Origin of the sequence: Streptomyces sp. GD-15H (assembly GCF_045291515.1) — a bacterium.
Classification (GTDB): domain Bacteria; phylum Actinomycetota; class Actinomycetes; order Streptomycetales; family Streptomycetaceae; genus Streptomyces.
Window position 1 is genome coordinate 3023276 of the sequence record NZ_CP149447.1, and the last position, 18972, is coordinate 3042247.

16 protein-coding genes are annotated in these 18972 nt (G+C 71.9%); 8 read left to right on the plus strand and 8 right to left on the minus strand.

The features are described from left to right. Positions 1-37: 37 nt before the first annotated feature. Both WJ438_RS13930 and WJ438_RS13935 read left to right on the plus strand, forming a co-directional pair. Positions 38-1417 (plus strand): FtsW/RodA/SpoVE family cell cycle protein, encoded by a 1380-nt coding sequence (locus WJ438_RS13930; RefSeq protein WP_406725523.1) that lies wholly within the window; start codon positions 38-40, stop codon positions 1415-1417. Further along, on the plus strand, positions 1414-2871 hold the full coding sequence (locus tag WJ438_RS13935; RefSeq protein ID WP_406725524.1) for a penicillin-binding transpeptidase domain-containing protein: 1458 nt from the start codon (positions 1414-1416) through the stop codon (positions 2869-2871). The genes WJ438_RS13930 and WJ438_RS13935 overlap by 4 nt, the downstream gene beginning before the upstream one ends. Positions 2872-3022: 151 nt before the next feature. Here WJ438_RS13935 and WJ438_RS13940 read toward each other — a convergent pair whose 3' ends face one another. Then, complete coding sequence (locus tag WJ438_RS13940; RefSeq protein WP_406725525.1) at positions 3023-3622, minus strand: Uma2 family endonuclease; 600 nt, start codon at positions 3620-3622, stop codon at positions 3023-3025. Between the two features lie 224 nt (positions 3623-3846). Between WJ438_RS13940 and WJ438_RS13945 the strand changes: the two genes are divergently transcribed. From WJ438_RS13945 to WJ438_RS13960, 4 genes are all read left to right on the plus strand, one after another. Continuing rightward, a complete protein-coding gene (locus tag WJ438_RS13945) occupies positions 3847-4797 on the plus strand; it encodes a diiron oxygenase (protein WP_406725526.1) in 951 nt (316 codons plus the stop codon). 196 nt (positions 4798-4993) lie between these two features. After that, positions 4994-5647, plus strand: a complete 654-nt coding sequence (locus tag WJ438_RS13950) for a TetR/AcrR family transcriptional regulator (protein WP_406725527.1) — start codon at positions 4994-4996, stop codon at positions 5645-5647. 51 nt (positions 5648-5698) lie between these two features. Continuing rightward, positions 5699-6025, plus strand: coding sequence for a hypothetical protein (locus WJ438_RS13955; protein WP_406725528.1), 327 nt, complete (start codon positions 5699-5701; stop codon positions 6023-6025). Between the two features lie 102 nt (positions 6026-6127). Further along, positions 6128-7384 carry an NlpC/P60 family protein gene (locus tag WJ438_RS13960; protein WP_406725529.1) on the plus strand — a complete coding sequence of 419 codons (1257 nt, stop codon included), beginning with the start codon at positions 6128-6130 and terminating at the stop codon, positions 7382-7384. On the opposite strand, the gene WJ438_RS13965 is transcribed toward WJ438_RS13960, so the two are convergent. The 5 genes from WJ438_RS13965 to WJ438_RS13985 form a co-directional block, all read right to left on the minus strand. Next, positions 7345-8610, minus strand: coding sequence for a styrene monooxygenase/indole monooxygenase family protein (locus WJ438_RS13965; RefSeq protein WP_406725530.1), 1266 nt, complete (start codon positions 8608-8610; stop codon positions 7345-7347). The two genes, WJ438_RS13960 and WJ438_RS13965, sit on opposite strands and share 40 nt — an antisense overlap. Before the next feature lie 243 nt (positions 8611-8853). Continuing rightward, on the minus strand, positions 8854-9492 hold the full coding sequence (locus WJ438_RS13970) for a GTP-binding protein (RefSeq protein WP_406725531.1): 639 nt from the start codon (positions 9490-9492) through the stop codon (positions 8854-8856). Next, the gene (locus tag WJ438_RS13975; RefSeq protein WP_406725532.1) at positions 9473-9895 is read right to left on the minus strand and encodes a DUF742 domain-containing protein; all 423 of its coding nucleotides are present in this window, start codon (positions 9893-9895) and stop codon (positions 9473-9475) included. The genes WJ438_RS13970 and WJ438_RS13975 overlap by 20 nt, the downstream gene beginning before the upstream one ends. After that, positions 9892-10443 carry a roadblock/LC7 domain-containing protein gene (locus tag WJ438_RS13980; RefSeq protein WP_406725533.1) on the minus strand — a complete coding sequence of 184 codons (552 nt, stop codon included), beginning with the start codon at positions 10441-10443 and terminating at the stop codon, positions 9892-9894. The genes WJ438_RS13975 and WJ438_RS13980 overlap by 4 nt, the downstream gene beginning before the upstream one ends. Further along, the gene (locus WJ438_RS13985) at positions 10440-13397 is read right to left on the minus strand and encodes a nitrate- and nitrite sensing domain-containing protein (protein WP_406725534.1); all 2958 of its coding nucleotides are present in this window, start codon (positions 13395-13397) and stop codon (positions 10440-10442) included. The genes WJ438_RS13980 and WJ438_RS13985 overlap by 4 nt, the downstream gene beginning before the upstream one ends. A gap of 430 nt (positions 13398-13827) precedes the next feature. Between WJ438_RS13985 and WJ438_RS13990 the strand changes: the two genes are divergently transcribed. Beyond that, positions 13828-14613, plus strand: coding sequence for a protein phosphatase 2C domain-containing protein (locus tag WJ438_RS13990; protein WP_406725535.1), 786 nt, complete (start codon positions 13828-13830; stop codon positions 14611-14613). 195 nt (positions 14614-14808) lie between these two features. Here the strand turns inward: WJ438_RS13990 and WJ438_RS13995 are convergent, their stop codons facing one another. Continuing rightward, entirely contained in the window at positions 14809-15303 is a 495-nt protein-coding gene (locus tag WJ438_RS13995; protein WP_406725536.1) for a MarR family winged helix-turn-helix transcriptional regulator, read from the minus strand. 198 nt (positions 15304-15501) lie between these two features. Between WJ438_RS13995 and WJ438_RS14000 the strand changes: the two genes are divergently transcribed. Next, the gene (locus WJ438_RS14000) at positions 15502-16329 is read left to right on the plus strand and encodes a lysozyme (protein WP_406725537.1); all 828 of its coding nucleotides are present in this window, start codon (positions 15502-15504) and stop codon (positions 16327-16329) included. Positions 16330-16412: 83 nt separating this feature from the next. Here WJ438_RS14000 and lon read toward each other — a convergent pair whose 3' ends face one another. Continuing rightward, positions 16413-18836 (minus strand): endopeptidase La, encoded by a 2424-nt coding sequence (lon, locus tag WJ438_RS14005; RefSeq protein WP_406725538.1) that lies wholly within the window; start codon positions 18834-18836, stop codon positions 16413-16415. Positions 18837-18972: the final 136 nt, after the last annotated feature.

The following is an 18972-nucleotide window of genomic DNA, read 5'->3' on the forward strand; positions in this document are numbered from 1 at the left end:
AACCAGGTAAGTCGCCGCATATAGGTAGGTTCCGCACATGAGCAAGGCCGGAATCTCCCTGGCGACGGCTGATCCGTCCACACCCACCGCTCCCCTCCCCCGGCGCCGTGGCATCGAACTCGCCCTCATCGTCCTGGCCGTCCTGCTGTCGGTGTTCGGCTACTGCGCCGTCGGAATCGCCAGGAACGGCTCCGTCCCACCCGGCGCCGCCGGTTACGGCGCCGGGCTCGGCGTGCTCGCGCTGGTCGCGCATCTCGCGGTGCGCTTCCGGGCCCCCTGGGCCGACCCGCTGCTGCTGCCCATCGCCGTCCTGCTCAACGGGCTCGGCCTGGTGCTGATCTACCGGCTCGACCTGGAGACACCCGGCGACCGGGCCGCCCCTACCCAACTGGTGTGGTCGACGCTGGGGGTAGCGCTGTTCATCGCGGTCGTCCTGCTGCTGCGCGACCACCGGATGCTCCAGCGCTTCACCCGCGCCTGTGCCGCCTCCGCGCTCGTGCTGCTGACGGTGCCGATCCTCTTCCCCGCGGTGAACGGGGCCCGTATCTGGATCCGGGTCGCCGGGTTCTCCATCCAGCCGGGCGAGTTCGCGAAGGTGCTGCTCGCGGTGTTCTTCGCCGCGTACCTGGCTCAGAACCGGGCCGCGCTCACCTACGCCGGCCACAGGGTCTGGCGACTGCAGCTGCCCACCGGCCGGGTGCTCGGACCGATCGTCGCGGTATGGCTGGTGAGCGTGGGTGTGCTGGTCCTGGAGCGGGATCTCGGCACGTCACTGCTGTTCTTCGGCCTGTTCGTCGTCCTGCTGTACGTCGCCACCGGCCGCACCGGCTGGCTCGCCGTCGGCCTGCTGCTGGCCTCGCTGGGCGCGGTGGCCGTGGGCCGGCTGGAGCCGCATGTGCACAGCAGGATCGAGACCTGGCTGCATCCGTTCGCCTCGATCGAGGCGGGCGAGGGCCCGAACCAGCTCGCGCAGTCCCTGTTCGCCTTCGCGGAGGGCGGGCTGCTCGGTACCGGGCTGGGACTCGGACACTCCGTGCTCATCGGCTTCGCGGTCAAGTCCGACTTCATCCTGGCCACGGCAGGCGAGGAACTGGGTCTGGCCGGGCTCTCCGCGATCTTCCTGCTGTACGGGCTGCTGGTGGAGCGCGGCTACCGCACGGGGCTCGTGCTGCGCGACCCGTTCGGCCGGCTGCTCGCCGTGGGTCTCGCCGCGCTCGTGGCGCTCCAGGTGTTCGTCATCGCGGGCGGGGTGACCGGGCTGATCCCGCTGACCGGGATGGCGATGCCGTTCCTGGCGCAGGGCGGTTCGTCGGTGGTCACCAACTGGACGATCGTGGCGCTGCTGGCCCGGCTGAGCGATTCGGCACGGCGTCAGGGGGGCGGGTGCCGGCAGGAGGACGGAGGTGCCGGGTCATGACGCGGTACATCCGGCATGCCGCCGTCTTCTGCGCGCTGCTCCTGCTCGCCCTGCTCCTGAACGCCACGCGCGTGCAGGTGCTGCGGGCCGACGCCTACGACGACAACCCGGCCAACCGCCGTGACGCCATCGCCCGTTACCGCCAGCCGCGCGGCGACATCCTGGTCGACGACCGCCCGGTCACCGGTTCGCGGGACACCGGGGAGCAACTGCGCTACGAACGTACCTATGCGGCCGGGCCGTTGTACGCGCCGGTGACCGGGTACGCCTCGCAGGAGTACGGGACGACGCTGCTGGAGGCCACGGAGGACGGGCTGTTGTCCGGCACCGACCCGGTGCTCCAGCCGTTGCCGCTGTGGAACGACTTCACGCGCTCCCGCAACGCGGGCGGAAACGTCGTCACGACGATCGACCCGGCCGCGCAGCGGGCCGCGTACGAGGGGCTGCGCTCACGCAAGGGCGCGGTGGTGGCGGTGGAGCCGTCGACCGGACGGATCCTGGCGCTGGTGTCCGTCCCTTCGTACGACCCGGAGCTGCTGTCCGGGAACGGGACGGCGGCGCGCGACGCCTGGGAGCGGCTGAACGCCGACCCGGACAGGCCGATGCTGAACCGGGCGGTGCGGCAGACGTATCCGCCGGGGTCGACGTTCAAGGTGGTCACCGCGGCGGCGGCGCTGGACGCGGGCGCGGTCACCGACCTCGACGAGCCGACCGACTCCCCCGACCCGTACACCCTGCCGGGGACGACGACACGGCTGACGAACGAGTCTCGGGGCTGTGCGGACGCCTCGGTGCGGGAGGCGTTCACCTGGTCCTGCAACACGGTGTTCGCCAAGCTGGGCGTGACCACGGGCGTGGCGGATCTGACGGCCACGGCCGAGGGTTTCGGCTTCAACGGCGGCGGGCTGCGGGTGCCGTTCCCGGTGGCACACAGCACCTTCGACACCACGATGGACCGGGCGCAGCTCGCGCTGTCGTCGATCGGGCAGTACAACACGCGGGCCACCCCGCTGCAGATGGCGATGGTCGCGGCGGCCGTCGCCAACAACGGGCAGGTGCGGGAGCCGTATCTGGTGGAGCGGACGACCCGGGCGGGCGGTGGCACCGTGTCGACGGCCGGCTCGCGTCCGACGCGGCGAGCCATGCTCCCGTCGACGGCGCTGCGGATGCGGGAGCTGATGCGGGGGGTGGTGGAGGAGGGCACCGGCACGAACGCCGCCATCCGGGGTGCCGTGGTCGGCGGCAAGACCGGCACCGCCCAGCACGGCATCGGCAACTCCGGTACGCCGTACGCCTGGTTCGTGGCCTGGGCCCAGGGCGACGGGGACGCGGAGGCGAAGGTCGCGGTGGCGGTGGTGGTGGAGGACGCGGCGGCCAACCGCCGGGAGATCAGCGGCGGCGGAACAGCGGCACCGATCGCACGGGTGGTGATGGAGGCGGTGCTGGACTCGTAGGCGGGACTGCCCTCGCGGAGGCGGAGGCACGGCCGCTGCATCTGCGCGCCCCCGGCCCGACGCCCCACGCGTTCACGCTCCGGACGTCGTTCCCGCCCGGCACGTCGACGCCGGTGACCGGCGAGGTGCCGGACGGGCCGGGCTGCTCGGTCTAACGGCGACGGCCGAGGGCGGTGAGGTCGATGTCGATGTCGAAGGGAACAGTCAGCTTGAGTCGGTTGTGGAAGATGCCCATGGGCACGTACGACCTGGTCATCGGGTCCAGTTCGTAGACGTAGACCACGGGAAGGCCGTCGTTCTCCTCGACGCGCCAGAAGTGCGCGATACCCGCGGCGGCGTACTTGCGGGGCTTGGCCTCGCGGTCCCGCTCCACCGAGTCCTTGGAGACGACCTCGATAGCGATCACGACGTCCTCCGGCCGGTACCAGGTCTGACTCGGGCCGGTGTCGGCGTCTGCCCGGAACACCAGGACATCGGGCTCCGGTCGATTGCGCTGGTTGAGCTTGATGGTCATCTCACGGATGACGTCAAGCTCGGCCGGCACCTGAGCCAGCAGGGCGTTGTCCAGCAGGCGGATGACACGTGAGTGGAAATTGGTCTGCGGACTCACGAAGACAAGGCTCCCGTCGATCAGCTCCGTGTGCGGAGGCAGGTTCGGAAGCTCGTCGAGGTCGTCCGCCGTCCAGCCATCCTGCGGCGGACGCGGCCACTGGTAGTCGTCGTCCAACTCGGAGTCGCGTACGGCGCTCATGATTGCCCCCATGCGCTGGAGTCTGACCGGCACAGTCAGCCTACCCAGGGTGAACGCCGATTCGCCGCTCCATCAGGTGGTCCGGAGGGCGCGCCCTTGACGCCCGCGTGAGGGGGAGCGTCCGGCGACAAGTCGCGCGCAGGGGATTGACGAGCTTGCTGACAAGCAGTCTCATAAGTGGGGTGAACCGCCGGTAACCCGATAGCCCACGAAGTGGAACCGCCATGACGAGCCAGACCCAGACCCTGACGGAAGCCGATGCGCTCGACGGGCTGCGCGACGCGCTCGGCCTGCTCAAGGACCGGGAAGAGGTGGCCCAGCGGCTGCTCGACGCCTCCGCCAAGCACTCCTTCGACCCGGACAAGGAGCTGGACTGGGACGCGCCGTTCGAGGAGGGCCTGTGGTTCTGGCCGCCGGAGCTGGTGTCCCTGTACGGCACCCCGCTGTGGAAGCGGATGAGCGAGGAGCAGCGCATCGCGCTCTCCCGGCACGAGGCCGCGGCGCTCGCCTCGCTCGGCATCTGGTTCGAGCTGATCCTGATGCAGCTGCTGGTGCGGCACGTCTACGACAAGGCCGCCACGAGCGCGCATGTGCGGTACGCGCTCACCGAGATCGAGGACGAGTGCCGGCACTCCAAGATGTTCGCCCGGGTGATCACGCGTGGCGGCACCCCGTGGTACCCGGTGAGCCGGGCCCACCAGCAGCTCGGACGGCTGTTCAAGACGATCTCCACCACGCCCGGCTCCTTCACGGCGACCCTGCTCGGTGAGGAGGTCCTGGACTGGATGCAGCGGCTGACCTTCCCGGACGAGCGCGTCCAGCCGCTGATCCGGGGCGTCACGCGCATCCACGTCGTCGAGGAGGCCCGGCACGTCCGCTACGCCCGTGAGGAGCTGCGGCGCCAGATGGTGACCGCGCCGAAGTGGTCGCAGGAGTTCACCCGGATCACCTCCGGCGAGTTCGCCCGCGTCTTCTCGGTGGCGTTCGTGAACCCGGAGGTCTACTCGAACGTCGGACTGGACAAGCGCGAGGCCGTCGCCCAGGTCAAGGCGAGCGGGCACCGGCGGGACGTGATGCGGCAGGGCTCCAAGCGGCTCACCGACTTCTTGGACGACATCGGGGTACTGCGCGGAGTCGGGCGGCGGCTGTGGAAGTCGTCGGGGCTGCTGGCGTAGGCGGTCGCGCGATGAGCGGTCACGCCAGGCCACCGCCCACAGCTCCCCAAGCGGCTCACGGCCACGCGGCGGAGCCGCAGACCGAGCACGGCCCGGACGGCATCGGCGTGCTGCGCGGGGCCGGACGGCGGCTGTGGAAGTCGTCCGGACTGTCGGCACGGGCAGGTACCGGAAGCGGTTGGTTACGCTGCGGGGCATGACCCCGCAGGCTCCCACCCCCGCCTATCGGCGCCTCGGCGTCGAGGAGCGGCGCAGTCAGCTGATCGACGCCGCGCTGTCGCTCTTCGCCCACCGCGCGCCCGACGAGGTGTCGCTGGACGACGTGGCGGAGGCGGCCGGGGTGTCGCGGCCCCTGGTGTACCGGTACTTCCCGGGCGGCAAGCAGCAGCTGTACGAGGCGGCGCTCAGATCCGCCGCCAACGAGCTGCGGCACTGCTTCGACGAGCCGTGCGAGGGTCCGCCGCTGCCCCGGCTGTCCAGGGTCCTCGACCGCTATCTCGCCTTCGTCGACGGGCACGGCCCCGGGTTCAGCGCGCTGCTGCAGGGCGGGAGCGTCGTGGAGACCTCCCGTACGACCGCCGTCGTCGACGGTGTGCGCCGGGCCGCCGCCGAGCACATCCTCCGCCATCTCGGAGTCACCGAGCCGGGCCCCCGGCTGCGGATGACCATCCGGATGTGGATCACCGCCGTGGAGGCGGCCTCCCTGATCTGGCTCGACGAGGACAGGCTCCCGCCGGTCGACGAGCTGCGGGACTGGCTGGTGGAGCAGTTCCTGGCCGCCATGGAGGTGACCGCGCGGCGCGACGCGCAGACCGAGGCACTCGTCCGGACGCTGTCGGCGGACGGCTGACGTGCCGCCGCCGACGGACGGCCGGCGTGGGGCATGGCCGACACTGGAGGCGTGAAGAGACAGGACACCCCCTTCGAGGGCGGGCCCATGGACGGGCGCGTCCTGCCCGTGCTGCTGGGCATCACCGGGCACCCGCCCAAGACGTACCGCATCCCCGTCCCGGCCCCGGACGGCGGCCCGGCCACCGTGCTGATCTACCGGCGGGTGCCCGGGGGGCAGGGCGGGCGGACCGGGCTGACGCGGGGATGGAAGTACCTGTACGCCCCGGACGGGGCGGCGACCGGCCGGCCGAGGTGGCCGTGGTCGGGGCGCACCCGGAATCCGGCCGCCGATCCAGACGCCACGCCGGGTGGCAAACCGGACGACGCCGACGGGTGACGCCGTTGCGCCGAACCGCGCACACCCGGCGAGCGGGCCCGGCCGGACCGCCGGATGCTCGCGATGCGGAGCGGAGGAGCCGCCCGCGTCGGAGGTGATGGCATGTCAAGAGTGCTTCTGCGTCTGGTGTGTACGGCGGCGGCCGCGGCCGGGACCGTTCTCGCACCGGTGCCCGCGGCAGCCGTTCCGGAGCCGCCGGAGAGCACCGCGGTGCAGCTTCCCGAGGATGGTGACGGTGCTCTCGAACCGCCCGCGGGCACCGCGGGCGAACCCGGCGAGCGGTCCGTCGCCGATCTGCTGACGGAGCTTCAGCGGCTGTACCGCGAGGTGGGGAAGGCCACCGAGGCCTACAACGCCACCGAGGAGCGGCTGGCGAAGCAGCGCGCCGAGACCCGGCGGCTGGAGAGCGCCCTCGCCCGCGCCCGGCTCTCCCTGCACGACAGTCGGGGCGCGGCCGGGCGGCTGGCCCGGCAGCAGTACCAGAGCAGCACCGGGCTCTCCCCGTACGTACGGCTGCTGCTGGCGCGCGATCCGCAGTACGCGCTCGACCAGGGGCATGTGATCGGGCGGTTGGCGCGCAGTCGGGCGGACACGGTGGGCCGGCTGACCGGTGGTGAGAAGCGGGCCGACGGGCTCGCCCGGCGGGCCCGCAAGGCGCTCGACGAGCGACTCGCCCTCACCGAACGGCGTGGGAAGGAGCGGGACGAGGTGCGCGAGCGGCTCGGCGAGGTCGAGGAACTGCTCGCCTCGCTCAGTCCCGAGGAGCTGGCCGCCCTCGCCGAGCTGGAACGGGCCGAAGTGGCGAAGGACCAGGCGGAGTTCCTCGCCTCCGGCGCCCTGGGGGCACCTGGCGTGTCCGGTGCTCCCGGCGGTGGGCGCGCGCCCTCCGCGGCGGGCGACCGGGCCGTGCGGTACGCGGTGGAGCAGGTCGGGAAGCCGTGCGAGTGGGGTGCGGAAGGCCCCGGGACGTACGACTGTTCGGGGCTGACGTCCGAGGCGTGGGGTGCCGCCGGGACGCCCGTTCCCCGGACCAGCCAGGAGCAGTGGGCGCGGCTGGACCGGGTCCCGCTGGACGAACTGCGGCCGGGTGACCTCGTCGTGTACTTCCCCGAGGCCACCCACGTCGCCCTCTACCTCGGTGACGGCATGGTGGTGCAGGCACCCCGGCCCGGCGCGCGGGTCAAGGTCTCCCCGATCGCGGCCAACCCGGTCCTGGGCGCCGTACGCCCCGACCCGGCCGGGGAGCCCCTGCGGCGCTATGTGCCGCCGGAGCTCCCCGAGGGGGCGACGGAGGGACCCGACCAGGGCTACGCGCGCGCCTACGCGCCGTCCGCCGCTCCCGAGACCTCCGCCAGGTAGGCCCCGGCCTTCTCCGGGTCGTAGAAGAAGTTCTCGAGGTCGGCCGGGTTGTCGAAGCAGTTGACGAACCGGTCGGCGACGGGCTGGAGGCCGCCCGCGGCGCCGAGCACGTCGAGGACGTGCGCGGGCGGCGGGGCCAGCATGGCGTTGGTCCACTTGGTGACGTACTGGGCCGTGTCCCAGTAGCGGTCGAAGGTCTGCCGCATCCACGCCTCGTCGAACGGCTGCTCACCGTGCTCGACGATCGAAGCGAGGTAGGAGGCAGCACACTTGGAAGCCGAGTTGGAGCCCTGGCCGGTGATCGGGTCGTTGGCCACGACCACGTCGGCGACGCCGAGGACCAGGCCGCCGCCGGGCAGCCGGCCGACGGGGTTGCGGACGGTCGGGGCGTAGCGGCCGGCGAGGGTGCCGCCGGCGTCGGTCAGTTCGACCTTGGTGGCCCGCGCGTACTCCCAGGGGAGGAACTTCTCCATGAGTTCCAGGGTCAGGGAGAGGTGCTCCGCCGGGTCCTTGACGTCCTTGAAGGCGTCCAGCGGGCCGCCGGGTATGCCCTCCCAGAACAGGATGTCGGCGCGGCCCGACGTGGTGAGCGTCGGCATGATGAACATCTCGCCGACGCCGGGGACGAGGTTGCAGCGGACCGCCTCGGTGTCCGGGTGCTCCGGACGCGGATCCATCCCGTGGACGTAGGCCACCGCGAGCGCGCGCTGCGGCTCGGCGTACGGGGAGCGCGAGGCGTCGCGGCCGAACATCTGCACCAGCTCGCCCTTGCCCGCGGCGACGAGCACGAGGTCGTACGTACGGGAGAAGTAGTCCAGGTCGCCGACGGCCGCGCCGTGGATGACCAGCTGGCCGCCGCGCTGCGCGAACGTGTCCATCCAGCCCGCCATCTTCACCCGCTGGTCGACCGACTGCGCGAACCCGTCGAGCATGCCCAGCCAGTTGATCGCGCGCTGCGTCGGGCCCGGGTCGTGCGAGCCGGGGGCCGCGACCGAGATACCGAGCCCCTGGATCTTCGGGGCCTGGGACTCCCAGAAGTTCAGCTGGAGATCGCGTTCGTTCTGCAGGGCCGTGTGGAACATGCACTGCGTCGACATCACCCGTCCGGTGCGGATCTCGTCCGCGGTCCGGTTGGACATCAGAGTGACCTCGTACCCGTGCGACTGGAGGCCGAGCGCGAGCTGGAGACCGGACTGGCCGGCTCCGACGACGAGTATTTTCCGCATACGGGGTTCTCCTAGGTCTGTCCGGCGATCAGGTTGCGGGGAATCGGCGGCGTCTTGTCAGCGCCGGTGAGCGGGGGCGAGGGGGGTGCCCCCGCGCGAGAGGGTCCGAGCGTGGGGGAGTCGGCGAGCGACGACAACACCGCCGCCGGGACCCCTGCTCGAAGAGCTTGGGAGAGGGCGTGCCGGACCCCGCGTCTGCGGCATGATCCGCCGGACAGGCCCTGGGGGAACGGGAGCCCCCGGCTACTCCGGGGTTTCCTCGAGCGCGTGTCCCACGAGGGACAGGAGGGTCTCGATGACCGAGATCCGGCGCCGCGCGTCCATGATCACGACAGGTATGTGGGCCGGGATGGTGAGCGCCTCCCGCACATCGTCCGGCTCGAACAGTTCGGTCTCGTCGAAGTGGTTGACCGCGACGATGTACGGCAGTCCGCAGCTCTCGAAGTAGTCGAGCGCCGGGAAGCAGTCCTTGAGCCGGCGGGTGTCGGCCATGACGACCGCGCCGATCGCACCGCGCACCAGGTCGTCCCACATGAACCAGAACCGCTGCTGCCCCGGCGTGCCGAAGACGTAGAGCACCAGGTCGTCGTCGAGCGTGATGCGGCCGAAGTCCATGGCCACGGTGGTGGTCAGCTTGTCCGGTGTGGCGGTGAGGTCGTCGGTCCCGGCGCTCGCCTCGGTCATCAGCGCCTCGGTCTCCAGAGGCGTGATCTCCGAGACGGTGGTGACCAGCGTGGTCTTGCCGACGCCGAAGCCGCCGGCCACCACTATCTTCGTGGCGATCGGGGCGCGAGTACGGTCCGTCTGCCAGGGCAGCAACTGCTCGTCGTCCTCGACGAGCGGGGAGACGCCTTGAACTGCGTCAGAGACGGCGGAGTCCACTCAGCACCCTTTCCAGCAGCACGCGGTCCGGGCGGCCCGTGCCGTGGCCGGTTCCCGTTCCGTAGACACGGATCTTTCCCTGGTCCGCGAGGTCGCTCAGGAGCACGCGGACCACGCCGAGCGGCATCTTCAGCAGCGCGGCGATCTCGGCCACCGTTCGCATCCGGCGGCACAGTTCAACGATGGCCCGCATCTCCGGCATGATCGTCGATTTCAGTGAGCCCTTCGTCAGCTCCTTGCGCTCCTCGGCGGCCTCCAGTTCGGCGGTGGCCGCCACGAACGTCTCGACGAGGAGCACATGGCCGAAGCGGGTACGGCCGCCGGTGAGTGAATAGGGACGGACCCGGGCGGGTTTGCGGTCACCGCCGCGGACCGGGAGGTTCTTCCTGGTCTTACCGCTCAACGGGAACTCCCGGTGGACTCGCTCTCCAGGGACTTGTTCTCCATGGACTTACGTAGTTCGCTGCGGAGTTCGGGGGTCAGGACATGACCGGCCCGGCCCACGAACAGGGCCATGTGGTAGGCCACCACACTCATGTCGCAGTCCGCGGAACCGTGCACCCCGAGCAGCGAGCCGTCGCTGATCGACATCACGAACAAACTGCCCTCGTCCATCGCCACCATGGTGTGCTTGACCGGGCCGTAGTCCATCAGCTTGGCGGCGCCGATGGTCAGGCTGCCGATGCCGGAGACGATGGTGGCCAGGTCGGCGGCGGAGCCGCGCGGACCGGTGCGTTTCCCGGCCCGCGCCTCGGGTGCTCCGGCGGCGGTCGCCTCACCCGGGTTCGTCCGGGCCTGCACGAGGTCGGGGTCGGAAGAGAGCAGCAGCAACCCGTCGGAGGAGACCACCGCGACCGAGAGGATGCCGGGCACCTCCTCGATGAGGTTGGTCAGCAGCCAGTGCAGGTTGCGGGCCTCACTGCTCAGTCCGAAGGTACTGGGCGCGGTCAACTGCTTGCCTCCTCGACGGTGCCCCCCGTGGCTTCTTCGGATGGTGCGGCCGCGGTGGACGGCGGTCGGTGCGGTCCCGTCTCCTCGGCGATCTTCACTTCGACGTCCCGGTGTCCGGCCTCCGCCCCGCGGCGGAAGCCGCCGAGGCGGCGACGCAGGGCGTCGGCGTCCACCGAGCCGGTGCGCTGCCTGGGGGCTTCGGCGCGCGCGGCGATCTTCGGTGTGCGTTTGGGCAGGCCCTTGGCGGTGACCGGTTCCTCCTCCACCGGACCGTCGGGCACGCGTGCGTGCTCGGCGTCGGGGGCGGGGGCGGTCACCGGGTCGGCCGTGAGGTCGACGGCGGCCGGGGCGTCCTCGACCGCATGCCCGGGGTGGGCGGCCGGTGCGGCTGTCGGCTCCGCGGGGGCTGCCGGGGCACCCGGGGCCTTCGCGTCCGCCGCTGCGACCGCGTCGGACGGGGGCGAGGGCGCCGGGATCAGCAGCTCCATGGTGGTCTCGGCAGGCCGCTGATGCGTCCCGTCCGCAGCCCCCGTGCCGCCATCGCCGTCGCCGGCTCCGCCGATGGGCTCGGTGGCGGTTCCGGCAGAGCGCTCGGCGGAAGTCCCGGCGGCGGGCTCGGCCGGGTCGTTCTGCGTGGGCTCCTCCGGCGCGTCACCCGTGAGTTTCTGCTCGGTGGGGACCTCCGTGGCCGGTGTCTCCGCGGCGGATTGCTGCTGCTGTACCGCCCGTTCCGCCAGGGCGACCAGTGGGTCGTCGCTCTCCGTGCGGCCGTGCAGGACGTTGGCGTTGGCCTCGGCGTCCGCGCCCGGCAGGGAGACGCGCTGCGCACCGTCGGAACCGGAGGTGGAGACGGCGGTGGGTGGGGCGGGTTTGGCGGCCAGCAGGGTCGTGGGAAGGACCACGACCGCGGCGACGCCGCCCTGCTTCTGCTCCCGCAGCCGCACCCGTACCCCGTGCCGCTGGGCGAGCCGGGCCACGACGTACAGGCCGAGTCCGAGGCCGTCCTCGCCCTCGTGCTCGTAGGGCGCCTTCGGGTCGAAGTCGGACAGGCGGGAGTTGAGCCGCTCCAGCCGGTCCCCGGTCATGCCGATGCCCTCGTCCTGCACGGAGAGCATGACCTCGCCGCTCTCCAGCAGCCAGCCGGAGACCTCGACGGGCAGGTCGGGCGGACAGAACGAGGTGGCGTTCTCCAGGAGTTCGGCCAGCAGATGGCTGAGGTCGTCGGCGGCGAACCCGGTGATGTGCGCGTGCGGCGGCAGCGAGGCGATCCTGACCCGCTCGTACCGCTCGATCTCGCTGACCGCGGCCCGTACGACGTCGACGAGCGGCACCGGACCCGCCGTGTGCTGGACGTGTTCGGTGCCGGCGAGGACGAGGAGGTTCTCGCTGTGCCGGCGCATCACCGTGGCGAAGTGGTCGAGCTTGAACAGGGTGGCCAGGCGGTCCGGGTCGTCCTCGCGCTCCTCCAGGCCCTCGATGACGCCGAGTTGCCGTTCGACCAGGCCGAGGGTGCGCAGCGCCAGGCTGACGAAGGTGCCGCCGATGCTGGTGCGCAGCTGCTCCAGACGGGCGGCGGACTCGGTGAGTTCGGTGTGCAGTTCCTCGCGGGCGTCGGCCATCCGCTGCCGCTGCGCGACGAGGTGCTTGCGGTCGGCCTCGAGGGTGGCGATCCGCGTGGTGAGCTGCGCGGCGTGCGCGTGCAGGGCGTTGACGGAGCGGACGACCTGGGCGAACTCGTCGTTGCGTCCGGTGAAGGTGACCGGCTCTTCGACGCTGGGGTCCTCGGCCCCGGCGAGGCGGGCGGAACCGCGGCGCAGCACGGACAGCGGGCGGGTGAGGGTGCGGGCCATGGCGGTGGCGATGCCGACCGCGAGCACCATGAGGGCGCCGAGGGCGGCGATCCGGATCTCGAGCGCGGTGACGTCGTCGTCGCGCAGCTGGGCGAGGTCCTTGGTCCGCTTCTCGAAGAGGGCGGACTCCACTCCGCGCATCGTCTCGACGCGGGCGGTGAGCGCGGCCTCCAGCTTCTTGGTGCTGGTGGCGAGTTCGTCGTCGGAGAGGGAGGGCTGGTCGGTGAGGGTCGCGAGGTACTTCTCGGCGGAGTCGACCTCGGGTCCGGTCACCGTGGAGTCGTAGGACGCGCGGGCCGCCTTGGGCGCCGTGTCACGGAAATCGGCGAGGGCGGCGTCGGAGCGCAGGCGGGCCTGGAGGGCGGCGGCGATCAGCTCGTCGCGCCGCTCGGTGTCGGCGTCCGAGGAGGCGGTGGACGTGGTGGGCAAACCGGTGATCGGGTCGATCACGGTCTGGGTGGTGCTCGGCACGTTGAGCGCGGCGAGCAGCAGCCCGCGGGTGGCGGCGGCCTGCTGGACGGCGGAATCCAGTTCGGCGAACGCGTGGCCTCCGGAGCCCGCGCGGGGCGGGGTCCGCTCCGCGAGCTGCTCGGCGAGCCGGTGCAGCTGGGTGATGGCGGTGGAGTACGCCTGATGCGCCTCGAGCGCGCTGCTCTTGCCGGTGAGCGCCGCCCTGCGCGCGGCCGCGATGGCGTCGAGGTCGTCGCGCATCGCCTTTGGGGTGTCGGTGTCGGCGCGCAGCTCCTCGACCTGCCGGTCGACGCGGGCGCTGTCCTGCTCCGCGGGCGCCTTGGACTCGGGGCGGCCGGCCGCGACGTAGGACGTGACCTCGTCCCGTTCGTCGGCGAGGGAGTGCGCGAGCGTCAGGGCGTCCTGGGTCCGCTCGGCGCGGGTCACCAGGTTCAGGGAGTCGCTCAGCTGCCCGGAGGCCGCCAGCACGGACGGCGTTCCGGCGCCCGCGATCGCGGCGGCCACCACCGCGACGGCCACGATGAGCCGGTTGCGCACATGGGTGGGGCGGCCTTTGCCGACGATGGGCTTCTGATCGGCGTCCCCCGTGGGGGCCGTCTGCTTGCCTGTGCGACGAGGCCGCGTCTTTTGCACCGGTGCTCGCATTCCTGATTCGTGTACCCGTGGGCCCGGGTGACGATCCGTCAACAGACGCCCACGCCCTGCCCGTGACAGACGCCTACGTCCTGCCTGGACTGCCGACCGCGCCGGCCGGTGAGACGCCTCCATCGCTCCCCGACCCTCCCAGTGCCTCCGGGCACTGGATGCGCATCACCTGACCCGCCACTCAAAGGAGTGAACATCGGAGGCGAGTTGAGGGGCAAGTCCCGTCACGCCCCGCAGCAGCCTTGCGCGCCGGGCCGGTTGGACGTCTGCGGCGGCCGGTGGCAGTATTCGCCGCCACGCGTGCCCGGAGCGCGGCAATCCCGCCCAAACTCGGCTCCTGACCTGCACGGCCCCGGGAAATCGGCGAACGCCTCCGGTCTCCGGCGGTCCTTGTGGAAGCCTCGTGCAGACTAGAGGAATGCGCACTGAACTCGCCTCGGATCCCGGCGACGCGGACCGCCCCAACGAGGACTTCGCCAGTGTCGGACTTCCGGCCTCCGGACAGGGCGGTTCGCTGGTCATGCTGGACGGGGTCACTCCGCCGCCGGCCGGGACGGGTTGCCGGCACTCCGTTCCCTGGTTCACCGCGCGGCTCGGCGGGGCACTCACTGAACTGACCGTTTCACTCCCGGATGTCCCCCTGGCCGACCTGCTGTCCCGGGCCCTTGCGCGTACCGCCGCCGCACACGTCGAAACCTGTGACCTTTCTCACCCGCGCACCCCTCAGGCGACGGTGGTGCTGGCCCGCTGGTCACCGGAGTTTGTCGAGTACCTGGTCCTGTCCGACTCGGCCCTGCTCGTCGAGTCTCCCGACGGGGCGGTCACCCCGCTGCTGGACGACCGGCTGGCCCTGCTGCCCCGTTCGGCCCTGGCCACGGATGCCCTGGTGGACGCCACGGTGCGGAACAAGGAGGGCGGCTTCTTCACTGCGGCGGCCGATTCGTCGGTCGCGGCGCACGCGGTCACCGGCATTCTTCCGCGTGCCGAGGTGCATGCCCTGGCCGCGCTGACGGACGGGGCCACGCGCTGGGTGGACACGTTCCACGAGGGCGACTGGGCGGAGTGTTTCGCCCTCGTCCGCAAGGAGGGACCGCAGGCGCTGGTGGATCGCGTACGGGCCCTGGAGCGGGCGGACACGGACCGGGTGATGCTGGGCCGGAGCAAGACGCACGACGACGCGACGGTGGTGTACGTGGAGTTCTGACTCCCCGTACACCACCCCGCTCGCCCGTCGCCGTCCCGTTCACCCGTACGCCGCCGGGCTCCCCCGTACGCCGCCCGGATCGATCGCTCCGGTACGCCGAACGGCGCCGTGTCTCCCCCGAACAGCGTCCCGCTCACCCCGGACGGCGCCGTACGTCCCCCGGACGGCGCCGTGTTGTCCCGAACGGCGCTCCGGTCACTTCTCCGTCCCGCGGTTCAGCTGGTTCAGCAGCCGGGCGAGTTCCGTGACCTCGCCGGTGTCCCAGTCGGCGAGGCGGCGGGCGTAGCGCGCGCGGCGGGCCTCGCGGACCCTGCTCACCCGGCCCCGGCCCTCCGGGGTGAGGGCGACCAGCCAGGCGCGGCCGTCGGCGGGGTCCGGCTCACGGGCGACGAGCCCGAGTTCCTCCAGGGCGTGCAGCTGACGCGACATCGTCGCCTTGCCGACGCCGATGTAGGCGGCGAGTTCGGTGGCCCGCTGCTTGCCGCACTCATCCAGACGGACGAGCAGCCCGTACGCGGACGGTTCCAGGTCCGGATGGACCTCGCGGGACATCTCGCCCTGGCTGGCCCGGGCGCGACGCAGCAGCACCGTCAACTCCCTTTCCAGAGCGAGGAACCCGGGCTGGTCCACACCGCTCGTGGGCGCCTCGGACGAGGTGTCCTCTTCGCCGCCGTTTCCGCCTTCGTGCACGTCAGTCCCTGCCTCGGTTTTCCCGGCCGTCCGTGTTCCCGCCAAGTGGCGAGGCCGCTGCGGCTCCGCAAGTATTTCGCAGACGCGGCCCGGCGGCGGCTTCCGGTCCCCTGGGGCCCACGTCGCGGTCCGCGTGCGCTGCCTCCCCCTTGCTTCCCCTTCTCAGGGGCCCCGCACCAAGTTCCTCGGAGACACGTCATGCCCGTGCACAGAGCCGGCTTCACCCGTCTACGCGCGTTCACGACCGTCGCGGCGGTCCTGCTCGCGATCCTCTCGCTCCCCCGCGCGACGCCCGCGGCCGGGGCGGCCGCCCCCGACGTCCCGCCGCGCGGCTCCGCCCACATGGGCATGGGCGTCGTCGCCCATGACGGCCAGGACGGCACACCCACCCATCGCACCGCCCGTACGGAGGGCGTGGACGTCTCCAGCCACCAGGGCAACGTGGCCTGGCCGACCCTCTGGAGCAGCGGGGTCAAATGGGCCTACGCGAAGGCCACCGAGGGGACGTACTACAAGAACCCCTACTACGCGCAGCAGTACAACGGCTCGTACGACACCGGCATGATCCGCGGCGCGTACCACTTCGCGACCCCCGACAGGACGAGCGGCGCCGCCCAGGCCGACTACTTCGTCGACCACGGCGGCGCCTGGTCACCCGACGGCAGAACACTGCCGGGCGTGCTCGACATCGAGTGGAACCCCTACGGGAACGCCTGCTACGGCAAGTCGCAGAGCGCCATGGTGAGCTGGATCCACGACTTCCTGAACCAGTACCGGGCGCGCACCGGCCGCCACGCCGTGATCTACACGGCGACCAGCTGGTGGAAGCAGTGCACCGGGAACTACGCCGGGTTCGCCGCCGACAACCCCCTGTGGATCGCCCGGTACGCCTCCACCGCGGGTGAACTGCCCGCGGGCTGGGACTTCTACACGATGTGGCAGTACACCTCGACCGGACCGACGGTCGGGGACCACGACCTCTTCAACGGCACGGTCGACCGGGTGCGGGCGCTGGCGCTCGGCTGACGCCTCCGCCCCGCACCACACGGTGACGGCCCGGGCCTCCCTCACGGGACCCGGGCCGCCGCCTTTCCGGTGGCGTTCGTCGGTCACGCCGCCACCGGAACCTCCGGCGCCGCGCCGTTCGTCGCCGGCGCGAGCGCCAGCTCCAGGACCTGGCGGACGTCGGTGACGGCGTGGACGTCGAGCTTGTCCAGCACCTGTGCCGGGACGTCGTCCAGGTCGGGCTCGTTGCGCTTGGGGATGATCACGGTGGTGATCCCCGCCCGGTGCGCGGCGAGCAGCTTCTGCTTCACCCCGCCGATCGGCAGCACCCGCCCGGTCAGTGAGACCTCACCGGTCATCGCCACATCCGTACGGACCAGGCGCCCGGAGAGCAGCGAGGCCAGCGCGGTGGTCATCGTGACGCCGGCGCTGGGGCCGTCCTTGGGCACCGCGCCCGCCGGGAAGTGGATGTGCGCGCCCCGTTCCTTCAGGTCGCCCACCGGAAGCTCCAGCTCGGCGCCGTGCGACCGCAGGAAGCTCAGCGCGATCTGCGCCGACTCCTTCATCACGTCGCCCAGCTGTCCGGTCAGGGTCAGTCCGGCGGCGCCCGTCTCCGGGTCGGCCAGGGACGCCTCCACATAGAGGACGTCACCGCCGGCGCCGGTCACCGCGAGCCCGGTGGCGACACCGGGGACGGAGGTACGGCGTTCGGCCGGGTCCTGGGCGGACTCGGGCACGTGGTGCGGCCGGCCGATCAGTCCTCGCAGATCCCCTTCCGTGACGGTGAACGGCAGCTCCCGCTCGCCCCGTTCGTGCTGGGCCGCGACCTTGCGCAGCAGCCGCGCGATGGACCGCTCCAGGGTGCGTACGCCCGCCTCTCGGGTGTACTCGCCGGCCAGCCTGCGCAGCGCGCCGTCGCCGAGGTCGACCTCGTCCGCGGCGAGCCCGGCCCGCTCCAGCTGACGCGGGAGCAGGTGGTCGCGCGCGATGACGACCTTCTCGTCCTCCGTGTAGCCGTCCAGGCGGACGATCTCCATCCGGTCCGCCAGCGCCTCCGGAATGGCCTCCAGGACGTTGGCGGTGGCGAGGAAGACGACGTCCGAGAGGTCCAGCTCGACCTCCAGGTAGTGGTCCCGGAAGGTGTGGTTCTGCGCCGGGTCCAGCACTTCGAGGAGGGCGGCGGACGGGTCCCCCCGGAAGTCCGACCCCACCTTGTCGATCTCGTCGAGCAGCACCACCGGGTTCATCGACCCGGCCTCCTTGACGGCCCGCACGATCCGGCCGGGCAGCGCGCCGACGTACGTACGCCGGTGGCCGCGGATCTCGGCCTCGTCGCGGACACCGCCGAGGGCGACCCGGACGAACTTCCGGCCCATCGCGTGGGCGACGGACTCGCCGAGGCTCGTCTTGCCGACACCGGGCGGCCCCACCAGGGCGAGCACGGCACCGCCGCGGCGGCCCCCGACCACACCGAGCCCGCGCTCGGCGCGCCGCTTGCGCACCGCCAGGTACTCGGTGATGCGTTCCTTCACGTCCTCCAGGCCCGCGTGCTCGGCGTCGAGCACGGCCTGGGCGCCCTGGATGTCGTACGAATCCTCGGTGCGCTCGTTCCACGGCATCTCCAGGACCGTGTCGAGCCAGGTGCGGATCCACGATCCCTCGGGCGACTGGTCGGAGGAGCGCTCCAGCTTGTCGACCTCCTTGAGCGCGGCCTCGCGCACCTTCTCCGGCAGGTCGGCGGCCTCGACGCGGGTCCGGTAGTCGTCGGACTCCTCGGCGGAGTCCTTGCCGTGCTCTCCGTTCAGCTCGCGCAGTTCCTTGCGTACGGCCTCCAGCTGGCGCCGCAGCAGGAACTCGCGCTGCTGCTTGTCGACGCCGTCCTGGACGTCCTTGGCGATGGACTCGGCGACTTCCTGCTCGGCGAGGTGGTCGCGGAGCTGCTGGGTGGCGAGCTTCAGCCGGGCCACCGGGTCGACGGTCTCCAGCAGCGCCACCTTCTGTTCGGTGGTCAGGAAGGGCGAGTAACCGGAGTTGTCGGCGAGGGCGGCGACGTCGTCGATGGCCTGGACCCGGTCGACGACCTGCCAGGCACCGCGCTTGCGCAGCCAGGCGGTGGCGAGCGCCTTGTACTCCGTGACCAGTTCGCTCACCTGTCCGGGCAGGGGCTCCGGCACGGCCTCGTCGATCCGGGTGCCCTCCACCCACAGCGCCGCACCCGGCCCCGTGGTCCCGGCGCCGATCCGTACGCGGCTCCGACCGCGGATCAGGGCGCCCGGGTCGCCGTCGGCCAGCCTGCCGACCTGCTCGATCGTGCCCAGGACACCGGTACCGGCGTAGGTCCCGTCGACACGGGGCACCAGCAGGACCCGGGGCTTCCCCGGCGCGGACGCGGCGGCGGCCTGGGCGGCCTCCACCGCGGCGCGCACCTCGGAGTCGCTCAGGTCCAGCGGAACCACCATCCCGGGCAGCACGACCTCGTCGTCGAGCGGCAGTACAGGCAGGGCGAGCGGTGCGGACTCATCAGCCATGATCTCCCCTTCGGCAGTCAAGTTGAGCTATGCCGACTCAATGTTCGGGAGTCACGGAATGTTCCCCGGGTCGCGTTCGCTCTCAGCGATCACTCGCGAGGGCGGCGGAAGGAACTCCCGCACGGCACCGGTCCGC